Source organism: Nocardiopsis deserti, assembly GCF_008638355.1.
GTDB classification, from domain to species: domain Bacteria; phylum Actinomycetota; class Actinomycetes; order Streptosporangiales; family Streptosporangiaceae; genus Nocardiopsis; species Nocardiopsis alborubida.
In genome coordinates this window covers 20,347-42,389 of the sequence record NZ_ML703350.1, presented here as the reverse complement: position 1 = coordinate 42,389, position 22,043 = coordinate 20,347, and the positions used below count along the sequence as shown (strand labels likewise).

Sequence of the window (22,043 nt, the reverse complement as noted above, 5' to 3'; positions counted from 1 at the left end):
ACCCCCCGAACCGAAGGGACACCCCCATGCCGACGGAGGAACCGCGCCTGCTCGTGGTCGACGCGGTCGGGCTCACGCCCCGGCTGCTACGGCACGCGCCCCGGCTCCGGGCCGTGGCCGAGAAGGGCTGGCAGGCCCCGCTGGAGACCGTCCTGCCCGCCGTCACCTGCACCGTCCAGTCCACGTTCCTGACCGGCCGGACCCCCGCGGGGCACGGCGCCGTCGGCAACGGCTGGTACTTCCGGGACCTGGGCGAGGTGTACCTGTGGCGCCAGCACAACCGCCTGGTCCAGGGCGAGAAGGTGTGGGAGACCGCCCGGCGCCGCCGGCCTGGTTTTCGCACCGCGAACGTGTGCTGGTGGTACGCCATGGGCGCCACCACCGACTGGACCGTCACGCCCAGGCCGGTCTACCACGCCGACGGGCGCAAGTCCCCCGACTGCTACGCCCGTCCGCCCGCGCTCCACGACGAGCTGACCGCTGATCTGGGACCCTTCCCGCTCTTCCACTACTGGGGACCGACCGCCTCGATCCGCTCCACCGAGTGGATCGTGGCCGCGACCCGCAGGCTGATGCCGCGGGCCGACCTGACCCTGTGCTACGTCCCCCACCTGGACTACGACCTGCAACGGTACGGCCCCGACTCGGAGCAGGCCCGCCGGGCGGTGGTCGACATGGACGCGGCCCTGGCGCCCCTGCTGGACGACGCCGAGCGCTCGGGCACCGCCGTGATGGTCCTCAGCGAGTACGGCATCACCCCCGCCGACAGGCCCGTGCACGTCAACCGGGTGCTGCGCGAGGCCGGACTGCTGGAGGTGTACACCCAGCACGGGATGGAGTACCTGGACCCGTGGGAGTCGCGCGCCTTCGCGGTGGCCGACCACCAGTGCGCCCACGTGTACGTCCGCGACCCCGGCGACGTGCCCGGGGTCGCCCGCCTCCTCGCGGGGGTGGAGGGGGTGGACCTGGTCCTGGACCGCGACGGGCAGGCGGAGCACGGGCTGGACCACGAGCGCTCCGGCGAACTCGTCCTCGTGGCCGACCCGGGCGCCTGGTTCACCTACTACTACTGGCTGCGCGATGAGGCGGCGCCGGACTTCGCGCGGGGCGTGGACATCCACCGCAAGCCGGGCTACGACCCCGCCGAGCTCTTCCTGGATCCCGCGGACCGGTTCGTCAGGGCGCGCGCGGCGGCCAACCTCGTGCGCAAGAAGGTCGGCCTGCGCTACGCCATGAACGTGGTCCCGCTCGACCCGGGCTGTGTGCGCGGCACCCACGGGCGCGCGCACGCGGACCCCGACGACGGTCCCCTGGTGCTGTGCTCCGATCCGGGCTTCGCCCGCGAACGCGTCGCGGCCACCGAGGTCCGCGACCTCATACTCGGTCTCGCCGGTGTGCCGGCACCGGCGGGGCCGTCCCCTTCCCTCTAGCGCGGTCACCGCGGCGGACGGGCGGCCCCCACGAGCTCCGTTTCCCACCACCTGTCGGAGGAACCCACCGCGCCTCGGCCGTCACCGCAGGAGCTTGTCCGCCGTGACCGGCAGGTCCCGCACCCTGGTCCCCGTGGCGTGGTGGACGGCGTTGGCCACCGCCGCGGCGGTGCCGACGATGCCGATCTCGCCCGCGCCCCGCGACCCCATGGGGGTGGCGCGGGGGTCCTCCTCGTCCAGCCACTCCGCCCGCAGGTCGCCCACGTCGGCGTTGGTGGGGACGTGGTACTCGGCGAAGTCGCCGTTGGCGATGTGACCGTACCGCGGGTCCCGGAAGCTCTCCTCGTGCAGCGCCATCGACAGGCCCATGACCATCCCGCCGAGGAACTGCGAGCGCGCTGTTCGCGGGTTGACCACCCGGCCGATGGAGAACAGGCCGTACATGCGCGGCACCCGTACCTCGCCCGTGTCCACGTTCACCCGCGCCTCGGCGAAGTGCGCCCCGAAGGAGTAGACCGAGTACGACTCGTCGACGGTGCCCTCCGCCGCGCTGGCGCTGGCCTCCGCGCCCGGCGCCGGGGAGTCCCCGTGCCGGTCGCGGAAGGCCCGGGCCGCGGCCACGACGGCCGTCCCCCAGGAACTGGTCCCGCTGGAGCCGCCCGCGACCGAGGCCGAGGGGAAGTCGGTGTCGCCGATCCGCAGCCGGATGTCGGAGGCGTCCAGTCCCAGCGCGTCGGCCGCGATCTGGGTGAGCGCGGTCCAGGCCCCGGTGCCGATGTCCACCGCGCCGATGGACACCTCGTAACGGCCGTCCTCGCCGTAGCGGACGCGGGCCACCGACCCGGGGTTGAACAGGTGCGGGTAGCTCGCCGAGGCCACGCCGGTGCCCACCAGCCAGTCCCCCTCCCGGCGAACCCCGGGCCGGGGGTCGCGCCCGTGCCAGCCGAAGCGCTCGGCGCCCTCGCGCAGGCACCGGACCAGGCGCCGGTCCGACCACGGGGAGCCGCTCTCGGGGTCGGTCTCGGGCTCGTTGCGCACGCGCAGCTCGATCGGGTCGACGCCGCAGGCCTGGGCGAGCTCGTCCATGGCGGCCTCGACCGCGTACATCCCCGGCGCCTCACCGGGGGCGCGCATCCAGAAGTTGACCGGCACGTCCAGGGGCGCGATCCGGTGGGTGGTGCGGCGGTTCGGCGCGGCGTACATCCACCGCGAGCACATCGCGCTGTTCTCGGTGAACTCCTTGACGGTGGAGGTCTGCTCCACGGAGTCGTGGACGACCGCGGTCAGGCGCCCGTCGCGGTCGGCGCCCAGGCGCAGCCGCTGGATGGTGGGCGTGCGGTAGCCCACCAGGCAGAACATCTGCTGGCGGGTCAGCGCGAGCTTGACCGGCCTCCCGGGCAGGGCGCGGGCGGCCATCGCGGCCAGGACGTCGTGCGCGTGCGCCTCCCCCTTGGAGCCGAAGCCGCCGCCGACGTGGGGCGCGACCACCCGGACCCGTTCGGGGTCGAGCCCGAACACCCCGGCCACGGACGCGCGGACCACGTGCACGCCCTGGGTGGAGTCGTAGAGGGTGAGGTCGCCGGTCGCCTCCTCCCACAGGGCCGTGGTGGTGTGCGGCTCCATGGGGTTGTTGTGCTCGGTGGGCGTGCTGTAGGTCTGGTCGACCACGACCTCGGCGGCGGCCAGGGCCGCGTCGGGGTCGCCCTGCTCGGTGTCGGAGGAGGGCCCCTCGTCCTCCTCGCCCACGGGCCGGTACAGGCCCCGGTGGTCGGCGGTGAGCACCACGTCGTGCGCGGAGCGCTCGTAGTCCACCCGCACCAGCCCGGCCGCCTGGCGGGCGGTCTCGGGGGTGTCGGCCACGACCGCGGCGACGAACTGGCCGTGGAAGGACACCTCGTGGGACTGCAGGACGGCGAACTCGCGGTCCTCGGTGTCGGCGAGGCGTTCGGCGTTGTCCGGGGTCAGGACGGCGCGCACCCCGGCCAGCGCCTGGGCTGCGGAGGCGTCGACCGCGGTGACGCGCCCGCGCGCGATGGTGGACAGCACCGGGTGCAGGTACAGGGGGTCGGCGAGCGGGTGCTCGTAGGCGTAGGGCGCCCGCCCGGTGACCTTGTCGGCGCCCTCCAGGCGGGGCAGCGGCTGGCCCATGGCCCGCGGGTCCAGCGTCCCGGTCATCGTGCCTCCTCGGCGGTCAGGTCGCGCAGGGTCGCGGCGAGGGTGTTGACGGCCATGGGGACCTTGAAGGCGTTGTCCGGGCCGGTGGCGGCGTCGGCGAGTTCGGCCCGGGCGGCCTCGCGGAAGGCCTCCTCCGTGGCCGGTCCCCCGCGCAGCGCCTCCTCGGCTCGGCTGGCGCGCCAGGGCGCGTGCGCCAGGCCGCCGAAGGCCACGCGCACGTCCTCGACGGTTCCGTCCACCACGCGCAGCGCCGCGGCCACCGACACCAGGGCGAAGGCGTAGGAGGCGCGGTCGCGCACCTTGCGGTAGGCCGAGCGGGCGGCCAGGGGCAGGCGGGGCAGGTCGACGGCGGTGATGAGGTCGCCGTGTTCCAGGACGGTGTCGCGCTGGGGCTGGTCCCCAGGAAGGCGGTGCAGGCCGGGCATGTCCACGGTGCGCTCCCCGTCGGGGCCCAGCACGTGCACCCGGGCGCCCAGGGCGGTCAGGGCGACCGCCATGTCGGAGGGGTGGGTGGCCACGCAGTGCTCGGAGGTGCCCAGGACGGCGTTGTAGCGGCCGTAGCCCTCGACCGCCGAGCAGCCCGTGCCGGGTTCGCGCTTGTTGCAGGGCATGGCGGTGTTCTGGAAGTACACGCACCGGGTGCGCTGGAGGAGGTTGCCACCCGTGGTGGCGGCGTTGCGCAGCTGGCCGGAGGCGCCCGCCAGCAGGGCCTGGGAGAGGACGGGATAGCTCCGGCGCACCCCGGGGTGGGCGGCCAGGTCGCTGTTGGGCACGGCGGCGCCCACGCGCAGGCCGCCGTCGGGCAGTTCCTCGATCCGGTGGCTGAGCAGGTCGCGCACGTCCACGAGGGAGGTGGGCTCGGCGATGCCGAGCTTCATGTGGTCGACCAGGTTGGTGCCCCCGCCGATGTAGGAGGCCTCGGGGTCGCCCGCGACGGCGGTGACGGCGGCGGCGGCCTCGGCGGGGCGGGTGTAGTGGAAGGGTTTCACCGGGCGGCCTCCCGGATCGCGGCGACGATGTTGACGTAGGCGCCGCAGCGGCACAGGTTGCCGCTCATGCGCTCACGGATCTCGTCGTCGTCGAGGCTGACCGGCGCGCCGAGGTCCTCGGTGACGTGGCTGGGCCAGTCGGCGGCGGCCTCCTCCAGCATGCCCACGGCCGAGCAGACCTGGCCGGGCGTGCAGTAGCCGCACTGGAAGCCGTCGTGGTCGACGAAGGCGCGGGCGACGGGGTGCAGCTGCCCCTCCCCGGCGAGTCCGGCGGCGGTGGTGACGCTGGCGCCGTCGTGCGCGACCGCGAAGGTCAGGCAGGACACGACGCGGCGGCCCTCCAGCAGGACCGTGCAGGCCCCGCACTGGCCGTGGTCGCAGCCCTTCTTGGGCGAGGTGACGCCCAGCCGGTCGCGCAGCGCGTCCAGCAGGGTGGTGCGTGTGTCGACGGTGAGCTCGCGTTTCTCTCCGTCGACGTGCAGTGTGATCGTGGCCTCCACCGGCAGTGCCCTTCCTCGTGTGTGGGTCGGTGTCCTGCGCGCCGCCGTCCACGCGGCCCGCCCGGCGCACCGCGCCAGGGACTCGTCACAGTCTGTGACAGTCGCGGGGCTCCCGGAAGTCGACACGGCGCGGAAGGACCGGGAAGCGGGCGTCCGGGGAGCCGCCACTCAGGCGCGTAACCCGGAGGGGAACGGCTAAACACCCGGCGCCCGCGCGTGCGGGCGGGTCGAGCGGGTTCAGCCCGGCGGAGCGGCCCCGGTCAGGTGCGGAACCCGACCGGGGGCGGGGCCAGGCCGGGGGCGGGGCCAGGCCGGGGGCGGGGCCAGGCCGGGGACACGCGGAGGGTCAGGGGGTCCTGCCGGTGCGGGCGATCAGGCGGTCCTGCGGGCTCGCGTCGGGCCCGACCTCGACGGGCGCGCCGAACATCGGCCCCGGGCCGAGGTCCTGGTCGTTCAGCCAGGCGTGGACCTCCTTGACCAGGTCGGGGTCGAGGCGTTCGTCGGTGCCCAGGGCGCGCGCCAGGTCCCAGGCGTGCACCGTCAGGTCGAAGGTCATCTGCCACAGGTAGAGCTCGGCGGGCGCGTCGCCGAAGGACAGGTGCACCGTGCTCTCCAGGGAGGACGGCGCCAGCCAGGCGGTGCGGGCCTCGCGGGAGGCGACCTCCCAGGTGGTGATGGGCTCCTCTCCCAGGTTGTCGCCGTCGAGGCGGTCGCCGACCTCCTCGACCCGGGCGCCGTCCAGCAGGAGCGGCGTCCACAGCTGCTCTGTGGTCAGGTGGTTGACCAGGTCGTGCACGTCCCAGTCGGCGCACGGCGTGGGCAGCGCCCAGTCCGTCAGCTTGACCTCGCGGACCCGACGGTCGAACTCCCCCATCGCGGTGCCGTGCAGTTCGGTCAGGTGTGCCATGAGTGTCCCCCGGGACGAAGTAACGGTTGTGCGCCGGTCCCCTACCCGTGCCGCCGGGGGGTGAATCCGCCCGCGCTGGCGTCCGGGCGAGGCCGGGGCCCGGTCGCCGGGGCGGCCGAGCCCCACGCCTGGGTAGCCGCTGACCGCCTACCGCGGCTCGGTCGCGATCTGGACCAGGTTTCCGCAGGTGTCGTCGAAGACGGCGGTGGTGACCGGACCCATCTCCAGGGGCTCCTGGGTGAAGCGGACACCGAGACCGCGCAGGCGCTGGTACTCCGCCCGCACGTCGTCGACGGCGAACTGGGCGAGCGGGATGCCGTCCTTGACGAGGGCGTCGCGGTAGGCACCGACGGCCGGGTGGCCGGCGGGTTCGAGGAGGAGTTCGGTGCCGTCGGGGTCGTCGGGCGAGACGACGGTCAGCCACCGGTCGCTCCCGCCCACCGGGACGTCGTGCTTCTTCACGAAGCCGAGGACCTCGGTGTAGAAGTGCTCGGCCTTGGCCTGGTCGTCGACGAAGACACTGGTCAGATGGATCTTCATGGTGCGCTCTCCTTCGGTCCGGACGTGTCTGGCGGGAGCCAGCGTTCGGAGATCCGCCGCAGCGGGGCCGTGTTGAGGTCGTGGAACTTGTAGCGGCCCTCTCGCCTGGTCTCGACGAGCCCGGCGGCCTCCAGCACGGCGAGGTGCTGGGAGACCGCCTGGCGCGAGATGCCGAGCTGGTGCTTCATGGCCAGCCGCGAGCAGATCTCGAACAGGGTCTGGCCGGACTTCTCCGTCAGCTCGTCGAGGATGGTCCGACGGGTCGGGTCGGCCAGGGCTTTGAAGAGGATGTCGGCCACGCCCACCAGGATATGCAAGTCTCTACTTGCCTGTCGAGTCGGGGCGCGCCGTGTCCCGACTCGGTCTGCGCGGAGGTGGCGTCCGCGGAACAGGCACCGGGACCGTCCTCACCTCATCGCCGGTCCGGCCCGCAGGGCGGGGCGGGTCAGCCCTCCGCGCGTTCGCGCAGGATCTGCACACCGTCGCCGGTGAGTTCGTCCAGGTGCGCGGAGCGTCCGGTCATCGCCATGATCAGGGCGAGCGTGCTCCCGCGGACGAGCGGCCCGGCGCCGCAGGCGAACGGACCGTCGGTGGCCTGGAGCCCCAATCCCTGGATCCGGCTCCTGGCGACGACGACCTGGTCCGAGCCCCGGTAGTAGTCCGCCACGCGGGTCAGCGTGGCGGTCGGACGGGCACTGACGATGCCCAGGGGCCGCCGGATGTCCTCTCCGTGCACGATCACCTCCCCCAGGATGGCGGGCTTGGGCAGGGGCGGTGAGGTCGTGCTCTCCACGACCCCCCGGAAGCGCGCGAGGGTCTCGGCGCCGGAGGTCCCCATCTGCTCCGCCAGGCGCATCGCGACCTGGGCGTCGAAGTCGAACCGGCAGCGGACGACCCCGGCCAGCCAGCGAAGCCCGCTGAGGCTCGCCGACGACGTCAGGTGCGCGAGTACCTCGCGCACGGTCAGGCCCTCGCACAGCGACGGCGTCGCCCACTGTTCCTCGGTCAGCCCCGACAGCTCGTCGGCCAACGCCGCCCGCTCCTGGTGGATCAGCGGCCACAGGTCCGCGCGGCCGCTCATCGGCGGACTCCCCGGCGCGGGCGGGATGTCGGTGACGTCATCGGACTCTCCTCGGAACAGGCTCTCGCCGTGCCCCTGCGATGGTGGGCGGACGCCGGGATTATGGCCCAGGCCTCCGACAGTTCCGTTTCCGTGTCCGTCGCCCACTGGCGCCGTGGTGCCCGTGCCGCTCCCATCGCCGGGTTCCGGCACCGACCTCGTGACGCGGTGCGTCACCCGCCTTGCGTCCCTTCCTCGGCGTAGGGCCTGAAGAGCACGTCGCGTTCCATCCACGACGCGCCGATCAGCCCACTGCGCACCTCGCCCCGGACGATTCCCAGAAGAAGGTCGGTGGTGAGCAGGTCGTACCTCTCCCACACGTCACCGTTCCGGTCCGAGACCCGGATCGGGTACGCATCGGCCGCCGCCTCGGGTGAGGCCTGCCAATAGAGCGTGGCCCCCGTGCCGGTCGAGGCCCAGGGCAGCAGCCTGGAATCAGGGGTGAGATCCTCGGGCGGCCCCACGACCTCGTCCTCGAACAGGTCCCGGAGCTGTTCGGACTCCAGTCCCGACCGTTCGAGGTCGACGTGCCTGAGACCGGGTCCGGGCGCTGGAACGTAGAGCCGTACGTGGTCCAGCCAGAGTCCGCCGCCCCCTGCGTCGAGAAGCTCGCGGTAGTCCTGCGGCACGGACGTCCCGAGCCGGCGCCCGACCCGTTCCCAGTCGAACGGGCCGGACAGCGGTGCGAGACGTGCCGTTTCGATCAGCTGCTGAGCACTGGTTGTCATGCGGGTGCTTTCCTCGGGGTCGCTGGTCCGGGTCCGATCCGCCCGTGACGGAGCCCGTCAGCTCCCCGCCGCCGGTGAACGGTGGCCCCGGGACGGTCAATCCCGGATGCCGGGGTCGGGCGCGTGGAGGGCGGCGATCTCGGCGAGCAGCCGCTCCCGGGCCGCCTCGGCCGGGTGGACGTCCACGAGCACGTAGTAGGCCAGCCCCTCGGCCAGGGCGACGAGCGCGACCGCACGCTCGGCGGGGTCCAGGGTGCGGGGCACCGCTCCCTCGTCCTGCCCTCGGCGCAGCAGGTCCGCGACCTGGCCGTGGAAGCGCGCGTACTCCTCGCGCATGCGTCGGGCGATGGCCCCGTCGGACAGGGCGAGCGCGGTGAAGGCCTGGCGGACGCGCATGTGGGCGCGTGTGGCGTCGTCGTGGGGGATCAGCTCGGTGAGCACGGTCGTCAGGAGGCGGCGCGGGCTGCCGTCCGGACCCGCCTTGGCGGCGATGCGCGCGGAGCTCAGGGCGTTGCCCCGGTCGAAGGCGGCCTCGATCATCTGGTGCTTGGCGGGGAAGTAGTGCTGGACGCGACCGGGCGAGACCCCGGCGCGGGCCGCCACGCTGGTCTGGGACACGGCCGCCATGCCGTGTTCGGCAGCCACGGCCAGGACCGCGTCGGCGATCTCGCGGCGGCGCTGTTCGTGCTCGGTTCCCGGTCCTCGTGTCGGTGCGTTCACCCGACCCCTTTCTCGATGTGCACACATTGCTTTGTGATCTCACCGGCACTACCGTACAAACCAATGTAACCACATTGCTTTGCTGGAACGAGGTGGTCGCGTGCCCCGAACCCGGACCGGGGAGAGGACTTCACGCCCGCTGCTCGCCCTGGTGTGCGCCGCGCAGCTCATGGTGGTGCTCGACGTGTCGGTGGTCAACGTCGCCCTGCCCCCGATCCGTTCCTCCCTGGGGTTCTCCGCGACGGGGCTGCCCTGGGTGGCGCACGCCTACACCCTGGCCTTCGGCGGCCTCCTGCTGCTGGGCGGACGGCTGGCCGACCTGTACGGACACCGGCGGGTGTTCACCGCCGGGCTCGCGCTGTTCTGCGCGGCCAGCATGCTGGGAGGGGCGGCCCCCTCCCCCGGCCTGCTGGTCGCCGCACGCGCGCTCCAGGGGGTGGGAGCGGCGGTACTGGCCCCCGCGACCCTGACCATCCTGACCACGTCCTTCCCCGAGGGGCGGGCCCGCGTGCGGGCGCTGGCCGCCTGGACCGCGGTGAGCGTGGCGGGCGGAGCGGTCGGCAACCTCGTCGGCGGCACGCTGACCGAGGCGCTGTCCTGGCGGGCGGTCCTGCTGGTCAACGTGCCCGTCGGCCTCGCCGTGCTGGTCATGGCCCCCTACCTTCTGGATCGGGAGCGCCAGGACCGGGACCCGCACGGCAGGAACCCGAGAAAGGGCCACGGCGGACGGATCGACCTGCCCGGGGCCGTGGCTGCGACCGGCGGGACGGCCGCACTCACCTACGGCCTCACCCGGACGGCGGAGCACGGCTGGGGGGACCCGGTCACCGTGGCGGTGCTGGCCGCGGGCGCCCTCGCCCTGGCGCTGTTCGCCGTGGTGGAGTCCCGCGCGTCCGCGCCCCTGCTGCCGCCGCGACTCCTGCGCCGCCGCGCGGTCTGGACGGGCAACGCCATGGTGTTCCTGGCCGGGGCCTGCTTCCAGGTGCCCATGTGGTACTTCCTCACCTTCTACATGCAGGACGAACTGGGTTTCGGCCCGCTGCTGACCGGTCTGGGCTTCCTGCCGCACACCCTGGTCGCCATGGCCACGGGCTGGCTGCTCACCCCGTGGCTGATGGGGTTCGTGCAGGCGCGGGTGCTGATCGGACTCGGCTGCCTCATCGCGGCGGCGGGCTTCGCCTGGCAGGCGGCGGCGGTCCCGGAGCAGACCTACGCCGCTGCGGTGCTGGGGCCCGCGGTCCTCATGTCCGTGGGCGGCGGCCTGTTCACCACTCCGTTGACCGCCGTCGTGACCTCGGGCGCCGCGCCCGGGGACGCGGGGGCCGTCTCGGGCCTGCTGAACGCGGCCAAGCAGACGGGCGGCGCCCTGGGCCTGGCCACGCTGGTCACCGTGGCCGCCTCCGGGTACGCGCCCGAGGGCGACGCGTACGGCCTGGTCTTCGGCCTGCTCGCGGCCGTGCAGCTCCTGGCGGCCACCCTGACACCGGTGCTGCCGCGGGACGCACGGCGGGATCCGTCCGGGGGCGCGTGAGCCCTCCAGAGGTTCAAGAAACCCTTTGACCTGCGCTTGCCCTCCGGGGGACACGCCGACGGCCTTCCCCGGCAGGGTCACCCCGGCAGCCCGATCGAGGAAAGACGCATCAATATCACACTTCGGGGTAGCGGAACAGACAGGAACGAGGAACGTGCTCTGTTCGTCATCATCCGCCTGGCGGTGGGATGGCCGACCGGGTCACAGGACCGACAGACGAGGAGGAGAACGCCATGAGGAACCCCCTGAGGACGGCGAAGAACCAGCTGATGCGGCGCACGGGTCTGGCCCGCCCGGCACCGGGGAGGCACCCGCGTGCGGGTGGGCGAACCGGTGGACGCAGCAGCGACCCCCTGGCGATGGCCCGGCGGTTCGCCCGGTCCGCGGGCCGGTCCCGGGGCGGAGGCCCCCTGGCGCGCGGTGGGAGCCCGCTCGGGCGCGGCGGCCCGAATCCGCTACGGGGTCCGGCGCGCCGGACTCCTCCGGGTCGACAGAGCCCCGGTGGGACCGCCATGCGGTGGCTGAACTCCCTGACCAGGAAGCGCAGGCCCCGCATCTGACCCGGGCAGCGGACCCGGCGCGGCGAGGCAGCCGCCCGGGCGCGGGAGACACCAGTTTCGGACACCACGGCATGACACCGCGGGGCGGGCCTCCAGGGGCCCGCCCCGCGGCCGTGCGTGCGGCGGGCGTCCGCACCGCCGGGGCCGCGACAGCGGTCCGGGCCCACCCCCTTTCCGGCACCCGCGCACTCAGCCGATAATCGCCCAGGCGGCTGAATGAGCGCGACCGCACCACGAACAGTGACGCAGCAGGGAGCCGATCCGCGTGACCTCCGACTTCTCCTCCATCCGCGCGATCTCCTTCGACGGGGACGAAACGCTGTGGGACTTTCGCACCGCCATGCGCCGGGCCCTCGATGACGCCGTCGCCCTCCTCGACAGCAGGGGCCTGTCGCACGAGGCGGGGAGTGTGTCGGCCGACTGGCTGACGGCGCTGCGCGACGAGGTCGCCCGTGAACCCGGGTTCGCCCGCGCCACCATGGAGGAGATCCGCCTCGAGTCCTTCGTCCGCGCCGTGCGGCGCTGCGGCAGCGACGACCCCGCTCTCGTCACGCAGGTCCACGACAGGTACATGGCCACCCGGTTCGGCGCGATGGCCCTCTACGCCGAAACCGCCGAAGTGCTGGAGGAGCTGCGCACCCGCTACCCGTGCGTCCTGGTCACCAACGGCAACAGCGACCCCGAACGGCTGGGTGTCGGCGGCTGCTTCGCCCACCGCGTGGTCGCGGCCGAATGCGGACTGCGCAAACCCGATCCGCGCATCTACTCCCACACGGCCGAACTCCTCGGTCTGCCGACCGCGTCCGTCCTCCACGTCGGGGACCACCCCGAGGAGGACGTCGCCGCCGCCGCCCGCGCGGGCATGCGCACGGTCCACGTCAACCGCACCGGCAGGCCCCTGCCACCCGGGTTGCGGGCAGACGCCGAGATCACCGCCCTGACCGGTCTCGTGGAGCTGCTCCGCCGATGACGCGCACGGGGCGCACCCGCGGCCCGCCCGGACGGCACCGCTTCCCCGGTACCACCGGTGGGGGCGCGGGGCCGAGGCCGACCAGCGGTAGCGAACACCGGGAGGGGGAGCGGGCACCGGACCGGACGGAAGTACCGGTGCCCGCCGTTCGGGGAGACCCGCCGGTCAGTCCCGGCCGGAGTCCGGGGAGAGCCGCGGGTCGTCGGCGGCCAGGTGGCGGGTCGCCGGACCGGTGTAGCCCGCCAGCACCGCCCTCGGGAGGGGGCCCTTGATGCGCGCTCCGCTCTGGCGCTCCTCCCAGGCGTGGGCGAGGATGCCCACGGAGCGGGAGAGGACGAACAGCCCCCGGGCCAGCTCCGAGGGGAAGCCCAGCGAGGCGTAGACGACCGCGGTGGCGGCGTCGATGTTCATCGGCACGGGGCGCCCGCGCCCCCTGGCCAGCGCCTCCTCCAGCGCCAGGGCGGCCTCCAGCGGGCCCGCGGGGACGAGCCCGTCCTCGACCGCCTCGCGCACCAGGCCCAGGAGCGGGTCGCGGCGCGGGTCGCGCGGGTGGAAGCGGTGGCCGAAACCGGGCACGTACGCGCCGCGCCCGCGGTACTCGGCGACCACCTCCTCGGCCACCCGCGCCACCGGGGTCCCGTCGGCGCCGCGCTCGGCCATCTCCTCCAGGAGGGCGACGCACTGCTGGCCAGCGCCGCCGTGCACGTCCCCGAGCAGGTTGACTCCGGTGGCGACGGCGTTGTTGAGGCCCAGCCCGCAGCTGGCGGCCATCCGGGCGGCGGCGATGGAGGGCGCCTGCGGGCCGTGGTCCACGGCCGAGACCAGGGCGGCCTCCAGCAGGCGGGAGCGGCGCGGGTCGGGCAGCTCGCCGCGCAGCATGAGCCAGACCGTGTCCACGAACGAGACCCGGCCGATCAGCTCCTGCACCGGGTAGCCGCCCGGTTCGATCTCGCCGGGGGCGATCCGGATCAGCCCGGTCTGCCACCAGCGGCCGATCTCCTCATGGGTCATGGACGGCGCTTCCGACGCGCTCATACCGCCCCCTCCTCGCGCAGTTCGTCGATCTCCCGGTCGCTGAAGCCCGTCTCGCGCAGCACCTGCTCGGTGTGCTCGCCCAACAGGGGCGGCGCCGTGCGGGGGCCCAGGGGCGCGCCGTCCACGCGGACGCCGCTGCCGAGCACGCGCAGCTCGCGCTCCTCCCCGCCGGGGAAGGGCAGCGTGTGCACCAGCCCGCGGTGGGCCACCTGGTCCAGTTCCAGCGCCTGGGCCACGGTCAGCACGCGGGCGGCGGGCACCCCGACCCGGGCCAGCTCGCGCTCCCACTCCAGGGCGGACCGGGCGCCCAGGTGTTCCTCCAGGGCCTCCCGGAGGGCCTCGCGGTGGGTCTTGCGGTCCTCGCGCTGGGCGAAGCGGGGGTCGCGGGCCAGTTCGGGCGCGCCCACGACCGCGCACAGCGCCTCGAACTGCTCCTGCTTGTTGGCGGCGATGTTGAGCGCGCCGTCGGCGGTGGCGAAGGTGCCCGAGGGGGCCGCCGTGGCGTTCTCGTTGCCGATGGGGACCGGCTCGACACCCGCGGACAGGTAGTTGGACACCCCCCAGCCCATCGCGGTGATCGCGGTCTCCAGCATGGACACGTCCACGCTGCTCCCCTGGCCGGTGCGCTCCCTTTTGACCAGGGCGGTACTGATCGCGAAGGCGGCGGCGAGGCCGCCCAGGACGTCGGCGATGGGGAAGCCCGCGCGCAGCGGGCCGGTGCCGGGGTTGCCGGTGGTGCTCATCATCCCCGACAGGCCCTGGATGATCTGGTCGTAGGCCGGGCGCCCGCTCAGCGGGCCATCGGAGCCGAACCCGGACACCGCGCAGTAGACCAGGCCGGGGTTGATCGCGCTCAGGTCCTTCCAACCGAAGCCCAGGCGCTCCAGCACGCCCGGCCGGAAGTTCTCCAGCAGCACGTCGGACCGGCGCACCAGGCGGGTCATGGCCTCCCTGCCGCCGGGGGTCTTCAGGTCCAGGGTCAGGGAGCGCTTGCCCCCGTTCTGCGCCAGGAACGACGCGCCCAGGCCTCGGCCGTTCAGCTCCGCGGAGGCGCCGAGCTGGCGCGCCAGGTCCCCGGAGCCGGGGACCTCGACCTTGACCACGTCGGCGCCCATGAGCGCCAGCTGGTACCCCGCGTAGGGTCCCGCCAGGACGTTGGTCATGTCCAGGATGCGCACCCCCGCGAGCGGAAGGTCCCTCTCCCCTGCCCCGGACCCGGCGTCGTTGCCGTTGCCGGTCATCGTCTCTCCCCCGTTCCGGGCCCCGCGGTCCCTCCCGAGGGGTCGAGCCCGATGTCGGTGATGCGGCGGGCGGCGTCGACCACCGCGGAGGTGAAGCCCTCCACGGCGGCGTCGGTGAAGCGGGCGGTGGGGCCGCCCACGGCCAGCGCGGCGACCGGCACCCCGCCGGCGGGGCCGTAGACGGGCGCGGCCACGCCGGAGGCGCCCCGCTCGCGCTCGCCGTGGCTGACGGCGAACCCCCGGACGCGGGCCAGCTCCACCTCCTCGCGCAGGCGGCTGACGCGCCCGGGGCCGTGGGGGGAGGCGGCGGCCACGCGCAGCAGCAGGGACTCCCCCGCCCCGATGAGCAGCACCTTGCTGGCGCCCCCGCCCCACAGGACCATCTCGTCACCGACGTTGACGACGTGGCGCAGCCGCTGGGGGCCCTCCTCCTTGGCCACGCACACGCGGGTGGCGTCGGCGCGGACGTAGAGGTTGACGGTCTCGGCGGTGTCGGCGACGAGTTCGCGCATGACGGACCGGACGGCCTCGGGCACCTGCCAGACGGCGTGCGCCAGGCGCGACCAGCGCAGGAGGCTGGGGCCGACCCCGACCCGGCCGTCGGGCGCCGTCCACAGCAGTCCGCGCTGCTCCAGGGTCGCGACCAGCCGCAGGACCGTGGTCTTGGCCAGGCCGGTGCGCTCCACCAGCTCCCGTGTGGAGTAGCGCTGGTTCCTCTCGTCGAACAGGTCGAGCAGGTCCAGGGCGCGCGCGACGCTGCGCACGGTGCCGCCGGAGTCGCCGTCAGGCATCTCTCCCCCATCCGTTTAGTCCATCAGGTGGTTCGTTAAGACCATCAAGTGGAATCGCGCCGTCAGCGTAGCGCACCCCCTCGGCGCACGGCCAGCCCTCCCCCGAAGAGCGCCCGCCCCTACGACACCCGGACTGGCCTGGGCGGAAGTGGAGTCCGAGCGGGACTGTGCGTCGCAACACACTCGTTAACAAAAGGTTTCGGTTCGCCATTGACAGTGATCACGAGGGCTCGCATGATTTCCCAGACCACTAAACGGTCCCGTTGAACCACCTGGTGGCCCAGCGGGCCGAAAGGGAATAAAGGATGAACAGACAGCGGATCCTCCGTGCGTCGGGGGCCGTGGCCACCGCGCTCCTGGTGGGCGCCGCCGCGACGAACGCCGCGCTGTCCGACACGAGCGCGGCGGAGGCCCGCGCCAGGATCGAGTACGGCATGCAGCCGGGTCCGCTGCTGTTCGAGCGCAACGCCGACCTGGTGTGGGCGCTGCTGGCCACCCTGTTCGTCGGCAGCGTCATGCTGCTGGTCCTCAACCTGCCCTTCGCTCCGCTGTGGGCCAAGCTGCTGCTGATCCCCCGGCGCTACCTGTACGCGGGCATCACCGGTTTCGCGGGGCTGGGCGTGTACGCCGCGTCCTACTCCGTCACCGACCTGTGACTGCTGATCGCCCTGGGACTGCTCGGGTTCATGATGCGGCGGTACGAGATCCCGGTGGCGCCGGTGCTCATCGCGGTCATCCTCGGGCCGCTGGCCGAGACGGAGCTGCGCCGGGCCCTGGCCATCGGCCAGGGCGACGTGGGGGTGCTCTTCGCGGGGCCGATCACGATCGGGATCTACGCGGTCCTCGTCGCCGCCGTGGCCCTGGTCGCCGTCCTGCGGGTGCGCGCCCGTGCCCGTTCGCGCGGGGCTCGGCGCGAGGAGACCGTCGACGCGGGGTGAGCGTCGCGTGCGCGGGGGCCGGGGTCCGGGGGTCGTCCCGGTCCGGCCCCCGCGGTGTGCGTGGAGGCGGGCGCCGGGGTCCGGTTCCCTCCGGTCGCGTCCGGCCCCCACATCCAGCGTGTCAGTTTGGCTTGACAAGCCGAGAGTGTCAGTTCAAACTGACGACATGGACACGGATCGTTCGTCTTCCGCCCTGGCCTCCGACGACCCCGCGACGGGGCTGCGCGCGGTGCTCGCGCTGCGCCGCCTCGCCGAGCGGGTCGAGGCCAACCAGGTGGCCGCCGCCCGCCGGGCGGGCTGGTCCTGGCAGCAGATCGGGGACGCCCTGGGCGTCACCCGCCAGTCCATCCACGCCAAGTACGGAAAGTGAGGGCCGCGATGAGCGCACAACGGGACTTCGGCATGGGCCGGGTGTATCTGGACGCCAACACGGAGGCCCTGTACCGGGGCGACCGCAAGGTGGGGACCGAGCACGTGCTCCTGGCACTGCTGGGCGACCCCGACTCGGCCGCCGCGCGGGCCCTGGGCGCGGACCTGCCCGCCGCCCGGCGGGCGCTGGAACGCCTGGACGCGGACGCACTGGCCTCGGTCGGCGTCCAGGCGGAGTCCCCCGGCCCGGTTCTGCCCGGCCGCGAGGGCGACCGCCTCGCGCTGACCCCGGCGGCCAAGGCCGTCTTCACTGGACTGCGCAAGGAGGCGGGGCGGGAGCGGATCGGCACCGAACACGTCCTGCTCGGCCTGCTGGCCCGCACCAGGCCCGACCCGGCGGCCGAACTGCTGGACGCGCTGGAGACGGACCGCGCCGCGGTCCGCGCCCGCCTGGGAAAGGGGTGAGACGACGATGCGCACTCCCGCCCCCGTGTACACCACCGGCTCGGTGACCTCCCGCGACGGCACCGTCCTGGGCTACCGGCGACTGGGCGCCGGACCGGCGGTCGTGCTCGTGCACGGGTCGATGATGTCCTCCGCCAACTTCATGGGGCTGGGCGCCGCGCTCAGCGCCGACTTCACCGTGTACCTGCCCGACCGCAGGGGCCGCGGGCTCAGCGGCCCCCACGGCCCCGGCTTCACCCTGGAGCGCGCCGCCGAGGACGTGGGCGCGCTCGTGGAGCACGCCGGGGCGCGCGACGTCTTCGGGCTCAGCGCCGGCGCCGTCCCCGTCCTGCACTGGGCCCTCACCCGCCCCGAGGGGTACCGCGTCGCCCTGTACGAGCCGCCCCTACCGGTCGGGGGCTCCTCGCCGACGGCCTGGCTGGAGCGCTACGAGCACGAGATGGCCCGGAGCCGGCTGGCCGCCGCGCTGGTGACCGTCGCCCGCGGGACGCAGGACTCCCCGCTCATGGAGGTGCTGCCCCGGTGGCTGCTGGTTCCGCTCATGGGACTGGCGCTGCGCGCCCAGGAGCGGCAGGGCGGCGACGAGGTCCCCCTGCGGGACCTGGTCCCCACCGTGGGCGCGGACGCCCGGATGGTCCGGGAGGCGACCGGCCTGGTCGGGGACGCGGCCGCCGTGCGCGCCGACCTCCTCCTGCTCGGCGGCAGCCGGAGCGCCCGCTACCTCAAGGACGCGTTGGACGCGCTGGAGGACGCGGTCCCCCGTGCCCGGCGGGTGGAGCTGCGGGGTCTGGGGCACCTGGCCGCGGACAACGGCGGACGGCCCGACAGGGTCGCCCGCGCCCTGGCCGACTTCTTCGGCGGCCGTCCGGCGCCCCGTCCCTGAGCCGCTGGTCCACACACCGGACCGGGCGGGGTCAGGTCCGCTCCCCCTCGTCCGCCGGTGAGGGGTCCCCTCCTGCGCGGGGAGCCTCCCCGGTTCCGGCGTCGGAGGGCTCCCCGGGTGCCTCCTCGGGGCGGGGCGCCGCATCGCGGTGGCGCAGCGACAACAGGTAGCCCAGACCCAGCACGATGGCCGTGCCGATCGCCGTGTACCAGGTGAACCCGACCAGGTCGGGCTGGAAGAGGAACAGCCAGACCATGGTCGCCACCGCGACCGCGAAGGAGACCGTCGCGTCGAGCTGGCGGGCCCCGCGCACCCACAGCCCCAGGAAGAACGCGCCCAGCAGACCGCCGTAGGTCAGGCTGGCCACGGACAGGCCCAGCTCCACGACCGGGTTGTCGGTACCGGTGAACATCGCCGCCGCCCCGATGAACACCAGCCCCCAGCCGAGGGTGAACAGCCTGCCCAGCCGCAGGCCCTGGGCGTCGGTGAGCGTGCGCCTGCTGAAGCGCTCGTACAGGTCGGCCATGGTCGAGGAGGACAGCGCCGACAGCGAGGACGACAGGGTGCTCATCGCCGCGGCCAGGATCCCCGCCAGCAGCAGGCCCGACAGGCCGACCGGCAGCCCCTCGACGATGAACGTCGGGAACAGCTCGTCGGAGTTGGCCAGGCCCATCTCCTCCACCGAGGCGCCCTCGAAGTAGGCGTACAGCGCCAGGCCCACGGTCAGGAACAGGGCGAACTGGAAGAACACCACGACGGCGCTGCCGATCACCGCCTTCTGGGCGTCGCGCAGGCTGCGGCAGCCCAGCAGCCGCTGCACGATGATCTGGTCGGCGCCGTGGGAGGCGGTGGAGAGCAGGGCGCCGCCGAGGACCGCGGTGACCGTCGCGTAGGGGGCCGAGACCGGGTTCGAGGTGAAGTCGAGGAACTGGGTCTTGCCCGCGTCGGCGGCCACCGCCAGGAAGTTCACGTCGAGGCTGCTCGTGATGACCACCAGGGCGGCCACGCCGCCGACCGCGTACACCGCCATCTGGAGGACGTCGACCCAGACCACGGCCCGGATCCCGCCGACGAGGGTGTACAGGACCGTGACCACGCCGAGCAGCGCGATGATCACGAAGTAGGACAGGTCGATCCCGTAGGAGTCCAGGATGATCTTGACGGGGATGGCCGCCGCGAACAGCCGCACCCCGTCCGCGAGCAGCCGCGTGAACAGGAACGCGACCGAGGCCGTGCCCTGCATGCCGCGGCCGAAGCGGATGCCGAGGTAGGCGTAGGCCGTGGTCATCTCGCCCCGGTAGTAGCGGGGCAGCAGCACGAAGGCCACGACCACCCGCCCGATCAGGTAGCCGACCGCCACCTGGAGGAACGTGACGTTGCCCAGGTAGGCCACGCCGGGGATGCTGATCACGGTCAGGGCGCTGGTCTCGGTGGCCACCACCGACAGGCACACCGCCCACCAGGGCAGCCGCCGGTTGCCGATGAAGTAGTCCTTGACGTCGCGCTGTCGGCCGGACAGCCTGAGGCCGAGCCAGGCCGAGCCCAGCAGGTACACCGCGATGACCACGAGGTCGGTTGTCTGCACTGCGCTGCTCCGGGTGGTGGGGGGCGGGGGCTTACCGGTCCCGTGCCTCGACGCGCAGGCGCGCGGGGACGGTGGCCGCGGGTTCGGGGAGCCGGAGCGGCGAGGCGCCCGGCGTGAGGCGTCCGGCCACCGGCGCGCGGCGGGCACCGGTGCAGGAGGGCACGGAACCGGGGAGCCCGTGCCAGGTGAGGAAGCCGATCAGCGCGAACAGGTAGGCCTCCTTGGCGTCGCTGTCCAGCCCCAGGGCGTCGGACGTGGCCAGTCGCGCCGGACGGAGGCGGTCGGCGAGGCGTTCCATGAGGACCGGGTTGCGGGTGCCGCCGCCCGAGGCGAGCACCTCGGCCACCCCGTGGGGGCGCAGCGCGTCGGCGACGGTGGCGGCGGTGAGCTCGACCAGGGTGGCCATCAGGTCCCCATCGTCGGGCGTGCCGGTGGCGCGCAGCGCCGCGTCGAGGTAGCCGGAACCGAACAGCTCCAGCCCGGTGGTCCTGGGCGGGGGCAGGCGGTAGTACGGCTCGGCGAGCAGGTGCTTGAGCAGGGCGGGGTCGGGACGGCCGGAGCGGGCGATGGCCCCCTCGGCGTCGAAGTCGGCGCGGCCGCCGCTCACCCGGCGCGCGGCGGCGTCGAGCAGGGCGTTGCCGGGGCCGGTGTCGAAGGCCAGCGGCGGCTCTCCGCCCCGCAGGACGGTGACGTTGGCGATGCCGCCGAGGTTGAGGGCGGCGGTGGGTTCGGGGCGTGCGCCGAGCAGGAGGACGTCGAGCACGCTGGCCAGCGGCGCACCCTGCCCGCCCGCGGCCACGTCGGCCGTGCGCAGGTCCGAGACCACGGGCAGGCCGGTGGCCTCGGCGATCCAGGCGGGCTGGCCCAGTTGGAGGGTGCCGTGGACCGTGGCGCCGTCAGCCCAGTGGAACAGGGTCTGGCCGTGCGAGGCCACCAGGTCGGCCCGTCCCCCGGCGAGTTCGCCGACCGCGCGCAGCGCCGCGTCGGCGAACGCCCGGCCGATGCGGGTGTCGAGCTGGCAGACGGTCTCCATGGTCGTGCGGGCCGGGGGCAGGGCGCCGCGGATCATCTCCCGCAGGTCGCGCGGGTAGGGCACGGTGCGGTGTCCCAGTGGCGTCAGACGGATGAGGTCCCCGTCCAGCACGAAACGGGCGGCGGCGAGGTCGATGCCGTCGGCCGAGGTACCCGAGGACAGGCCGATGACGATCACGCGGCCCCCGTCCGGGGGCGGCGGGCCGGAGCGGGTGCGTACGGCCAAGGCCAGGCCTCGGATGCGGGGGGTCTGGGCCCAGCAGCGGGCGGAGGCGGGTCCCCCGGCCGGGTTCGGTGGACCTGACCTTCGGAAAACCCGTGGACACCACCCATGCGACCAACCCTCCCGGTCTCGGAACGCGTACCAGCGGTATACCGCGCGTCGCGGTGCGTCAACCGTTCCCGGCGACCGGTACGGCGGTGTCTCCTGATGCCGGTGAGTTCTCACCGAACTCCTGCCCGCGCGGGCGCGCCGCCGTTGGGCTGACCCCGTGGAACTACTCATCTGGGGCCCGGCGGACGGGTCGGCTAGCGCGCCACCCGGTAGCGGAGGTAGACCACTTTCGAGTCGAACGTAACGCATGGAAACAGAACTCACTGAGAAAACCTCACTGGTTCGCCATCGCAGACCGACCAGATGAGGCGAGCTCTACAAGCAGCTGGGATGTGATGGCATATCATGACACGGCACGAAACGCATTCCCGGGTTGGGGCCTATGGGGTACCCCATCCAATACTGCTCAGGTTGGCTGGGCGGAACCTCAACGAAGAAGGGTTCCTCGCCATCGCGCAGGATGGTTTCGCCTGTTTCCTGTTGTGCATCGATGTACCGGGCCTGGATCTCCCACTCGCAGGATTGGCCCTGCGCGTGCGCCTCCACCCGGAGGCCGCCTGGGTCCAGTCCGGCCCCGAGATCGATCCGCCCGTTCTCGAAAAACGGATTTCCCTTGTGGGGCCCCTCGTCGGTGCTGTACAGCACCGGTTCGTTGTGGTTGAGATCAACGACAACACCCGGATAGGAATTAAATCCCTGGGGAGGGAAGTCGATGACGGTGACAGCTGCTGGATCCTTGCAGGAGATATTCACGGGGGTCATGTCTACGATGCTCACCGGGGAGGTGCGTGTGGACATGAGATTCATGGTGAACACGGCACTGCCTTTCCTTCCCGTTCCGTTCTCCCAGGTCCCTCCAGAGGGAGGATCAGGTACATTCGCGGTGGCATAGGGGATTATTCTCCCTCCCAGTGACAGAAGGTAGTCCAAGAACTCCGAGTCTGCCACGGTCTGGATCCTCTCGCCTTCTTCGGCTGTCAGGGGGCGGTCCAGGACGATCCTGAACAGACTGTCGGGCGTGGTGTCGTAGGTGATGGAACTGGTGAACGGTGCGATTTCCTGATTGATGGCCCTCGCCGCCTCCCGTTGCTCGCGGAGCCGGGACTCGGTGGACCACAGATCGTAGGCATAGGTTCCCGCGAAACCACCCAGAACGGCGAGGAGAGTCAGCACGACGTAAATCGCCCAGGCTCGTATGCG

Annotated in this window: 23 protein-coding genes; 8 read left to right on the top strand and 15 right to left on the bottom strand. The window is 73.3% G+C overall.

The annotated features are described in order from the left end of the window. The first annotated feature begins 26 nt into the window (after window positions 1–26). Complete coding sequence (locus FYW99_RS07535; protein ID WP_150251258.1) at window positions 27–1,430, top strand: nucleotide pyrophosphatase/phosphodiesterase family protein; 1,404 nt, start codon at window positions 27–29, stop codon at window positions 1,428–1,430. A gap of 81 nt (window positions 1,431–1,511) precedes the next feature. Here FYW99_RS07535 and FYW99_RS07530 read toward each other — a convergent pair whose 3' ends face one another. From FYW99_RS07530 to FYW99_RS07490, 9 genes are all read right to left on the bottom strand, one after another. Then, the gene (locus tag FYW99_RS07530) at window positions 1,512–3,605 is read right to left on the bottom strand and encodes a xanthine dehydrogenase family protein molybdopterin-binding subunit (RefSeq protein ID WP_150251257.1); all 2,094 of its coding nucleotides are present in this window, start codon (window positions 3,603–3,605) and stop codon (window positions 1,512–1,514) included. Beyond that, complete coding sequence (locus FYW99_RS07525; protein ID WP_150251256.1) at window positions 3,602–4,594, bottom strand: FAD binding domain-containing protein; 993 nt, start codon at window positions 4,592–4,594, stop codon at window positions 3,602–3,604. Before FYW99_RS07525 ends, FYW99_RS07530 begins: the two co-directional genes overlap by 4 nt. Next, a complete protein-coding gene (locus FYW99_RS07520) occupies window positions 4,591–5,094 on the bottom strand; it encodes a 2Fe-2S iron-sulfur cluster-binding protein (RefSeq protein WP_150251255.1) in 504 nt (167 codons plus the stop codon). The genes FYW99_RS07525 and FYW99_RS07520 overlap by 4 nt, the downstream gene beginning before the upstream one ends. Before the next feature lie 346 nt (window positions 5,095–5,440). Continuing rightward, entirely contained in the window at window positions 5,441–6,001 is a 561-nt protein-coding gene (locus FYW99_RS07515) for a TIGR03086 family metal-binding protein (protein WP_150251254.1), read from the bottom strand. A gap of 147 nt (window positions 6,002–6,148) precedes the next feature. Continuing rightward, window positions 6,149–6,541 carry a VOC family protein gene (locus FYW99_RS07510; RefSeq protein WP_150251253.1) on the bottom strand — a complete coding sequence of 131 codons (393 nt, stop codon included), beginning with the start codon at window positions 6,539–6,541 and terminating at the stop codon, window positions 6,149–6,151. Continuing rightward, window positions 6,538–6,840, bottom strand: coding sequence for an ArsR/SmtB family transcription factor (locus tag FYW99_RS07505; RefSeq protein WP_150251252.1), 303 nt, complete (start codon window positions 6,838–6,840; stop codon window positions 6,538–6,540). Before FYW99_RS07505 ends, FYW99_RS07510 begins: the two co-directional genes overlap by 4 nt. 146 nt (window positions 6,841–6,986) lie before the next feature. Next, a complete protein-coding gene (locus FYW99_RS07500) occupies window positions 6,987–7,622 on the bottom strand; it encodes a maleylpyruvate isomerase family mycothiol-dependent enzyme (RefSeq protein WP_150251251.1) in 636 nt (211 codons plus the stop codon). A gap of 212 nt (window positions 7,623–7,834) precedes the next feature. Further along, a complete protein-coding gene (locus FYW99_RS07495) occupies window positions 7,835–8,389 on the bottom strand; it encodes an SMI1/KNR4 family protein (protein ID WP_150251250.1) in 555 nt (184 codons plus the stop codon). Window positions 8,390–8,485: 96 nt separating this feature from the next. Then, window positions 8,486–9,109, bottom strand: a complete 624-nt coding sequence (locus FYW99_RS07490; protein ID WP_223838851.1) for a TetR/AcrR family transcriptional regulator — start codon at window positions 9,107–9,109, stop codon at window positions 8,486–8,488. 100 nt (window positions 9,110–9,209) lie between these two features. Between FYW99_RS07490 and FYW99_RS07485 the strand changes: the two genes are divergently transcribed. Continuing rightward, on the top strand, window positions 9,210–10,640 hold the full coding sequence (locus FYW99_RS07485) for an MFS transporter (protein WP_150251248.1): 1,431 nt from the start codon (window positions 9,210–9,212) through the stop codon (window positions 10,638–10,640). 825 nt (window positions 10,641–11,465) lie between these two features. Further along, the gene (locus FYW99_RS07480) at window positions 11,466–12,170 is read left to right on the top strand and encodes an HAD family hydrolase (RefSeq protein ID WP_190394579.1); all 705 of its coding nucleotides are present in this window, start codon (window positions 11,466–11,468) and stop codon (window positions 12,168–12,170) included. A 165-nt stretch (window positions 12,171–12,335) separates the two neighbouring features. Here the strand turns inward: FYW99_RS07480 and FYW99_RS07475 are convergent, their stop codons facing one another. The 3 genes from FYW99_RS07475 to FYW99_RS07465 are packed head-to-tail and all read right to left on the bottom strand — an operon-like array spanning window position 12,336 to window position 15,237. Continuing rightward, complete coding sequence (locus tag FYW99_RS07475; protein ID WP_150251246.1) at window positions 12,336–13,205, bottom strand: citryl-CoA lyase; 870 nt, start codon at window positions 13,203–13,205, stop codon at window positions 12,336–12,338. Then, on the bottom strand, window positions 13,202–14,446 hold the full coding sequence (locus FYW99_RS07470) for a CaiB/BaiF CoA transferase family protein (RefSeq protein ID WP_150251245.1): 1,245 nt from the start codon (window positions 14,444–14,446) through the stop codon (window positions 13,202–13,204). Before FYW99_RS07470 ends, FYW99_RS07475 begins: the two co-directional genes overlap by 4 nt. After that, complete coding sequence (locus tag FYW99_RS07465) at window positions 14,443–15,237, bottom strand: IclR family transcriptional regulator (RefSeq protein ID WP_150251244.1); 795 nt, start codon at window positions 15,235–15,237, stop codon at window positions 14,443–14,445. Before FYW99_RS07465 ends, FYW99_RS07470 begins: the two co-directional genes overlap by 4 nt. A 305-nt stretch (window positions 15,238–15,542) precedes the next feature. On the opposite strand from FYW99_RS07465, the gene FYW99_RS33055 reads away from it, so the two are divergent. From FYW99_RS33055 to FYW99_RS07445, 5 genes are all read left to right on the top strand, one after another. Further along, entirely contained in the window at window positions 15,543–15,893 is a 351-nt protein-coding gene (locus tag FYW99_RS33055; protein ID WP_394350338.1) for a tripartite tricarboxylate transporter permease, read from the top strand. 30 nt (window positions 15,894–15,923) lie between these two features. Next, the gene (locus FYW99_RS33050; protein WP_394350337.1) at window positions 15,924–16,175 is read left to right on the top strand and encodes a hypothetical protein; all 252 of its coding nucleotides are present in this window, start codon (window positions 15,924–15,926) and stop codon (window positions 16,173–16,175) included. Window positions 16,176–16,341: 166 nt separating this feature from the next. Further along, entirely contained in the window at window positions 16,342–16,545 is a 204-nt protein-coding gene (locus FYW99_RS07455; RefSeq protein WP_150251243.1) for a hypothetical protein, read from the top strand. Window positions 16,546–16,553: 8 nt separating this feature from the next. Beyond that, a complete protein-coding gene (locus FYW99_RS07450; RefSeq protein ID WP_223838849.1) occupies window positions 16,554–17,009 on the top strand; it encodes a Clp protease N-terminal domain-containing protein in 456 nt (151 codons plus the stop codon). Window positions 17,010–17,016: 7 nt separating this feature from the next. Then, a complete protein-coding gene (locus FYW99_RS07445; RefSeq protein ID WP_150251242.1) occupies window positions 17,017–17,892 on the top strand; it encodes an alpha/beta fold hydrolase in 876 nt (291 codons plus the stop codon). Window positions 17,893–17,923: 31 nt separating this feature from the next. Here the strand turns inward: FYW99_RS07445 and FYW99_RS07440 are convergent, their stop codons facing one another. The 3 genes from FYW99_RS07440 to FYW99_RS07430 form a co-directional block, all read right to left on the bottom strand. Beyond that, entirely contained in the window at window positions 17,924–19,477 is a 1,554-nt protein-coding gene (locus FYW99_RS07440; RefSeq protein WP_150251241.1) for a sodium:solute symporter, read from the bottom strand. Window positions 19,478–19,508: 31 nt separating this feature from the next. Then, on the bottom strand, window positions 19,509–20,687 hold the full coding sequence (locus FYW99_RS07435) for an anhydro-N-acetylmuramic acid kinase (protein WP_150251669.1): 1,179 nt from the start codon (window positions 20,685–20,687) through the stop codon (window positions 19,509–19,511). Window positions 20,688–21,158: 471 nt separating this feature from the next. Next, window positions 21,159–22,016, bottom strand: coding sequence for a hypothetical protein (locus tag FYW99_RS07430; RefSeq protein WP_150251240.1), 858 nt, complete (start codon window positions 22,014–22,016; stop codon window positions 21,159–21,161). Window positions 22,017–22,043 lie beyond the last annotated feature (27 nt).

Bases quoted from the DNA above. Each gene is read 5' to 3' on its own strand.
- FYW99_RS07495 (WP_150251250.1), bottom strand. From the start codon at position 8,389: ATGACAACCAGTGCTCAGCAGCTGATCGAAACGGCACGTCTCGCACCG.
- FYW99_RS07455 (WP_150251243.1), top strand. From the start codon at position 16,342: ATGGACACGGATCGTTCGTCTTCCGCCCTGGCCTCCGACGACCCCGCG.
- FYW99_RS07500 (WP_150251251.1), bottom strand. From the start codon at position 7,622: ATGAGCGGCCGCGCGGACCTGTGGCCGCTGATCCACCAGGAGCGGGCG.
- FYW99_RS33055 (WP_394350338.1), top strand. From the start codon at position 15,543: ATGAACAGACAGCGGATCCTCCGTGCGTCGGGGGCCGTGGCCACCGCG.
- FYW99_RS07470 (WP_150251245.1), bottom strand. From the start codon at position 14,446: ATGACCGGCAACGGCAACGACGCCGGGTCCGGGGCAGGGGAGAGGGAC.
- FYW99_RS07445 (WP_150251242.1), top strand. From the start codon at position 17,017: ATGCGCACTCCCGCCCCCGTGTACACCACCGGCTCGGTGACCTCCCGC.
- FYW99_RS33050 (WP_394350337.1), top strand. From the start codon at position 15,924: ATGATGCGGCGGTACGAGATCCCGGTGGCGCCGGTGCTCATCGCGGTC.
- FYW99_RS07510 (WP_150251253.1), bottom strand. From the start codon at position 6,541: ATGAAGATCCATCTGACCAGTGTCTTCGTCGACGACCAGGCCAAGGCC.
- FYW99_RS07475 (WP_150251246.1), bottom strand. From the start codon at position 13,205: ATGAGCGCGTCGGAAGCGCCGTCCATGACCCATGAGGAGATCGGCCGC.
- FYW99_RS07515 (WP_150251254.1), bottom strand. From the start codon at position 6,001: ATGGCACACCTGACCGAACTGCACGGCACCGCGATGGGGGAGTTCGAC.
- FYW99_RS07450 (WP_223838849.1), top strand. From the start codon at position 16,554: ATGAGCGCACAACGGGACTTCGGCATGGGCCGGGTGTATCTGGACGCC.
- FYW99_RS07465 (WP_150251244.1), bottom strand. From the start codon at position 15,237: ATGCCTGACGGCGACTCCGGCGGCACCGTGCGCAGCGTCGCGCGCGCC.
- FYW99_RS07530 (WP_150251257.1), bottom strand. From the start codon at position 3,605: ATGACCGGGACGCTGGACCCGCGGGCCATGGGCCAGCCGCTGCCCCGC.
- FYW99_RS07535 (WP_150251258.1), top strand. From the start codon at position 27: ATGCCGACGGAGGAACCGCGCCTGCTCGTGGTCGACGCGGTCGGGCTC.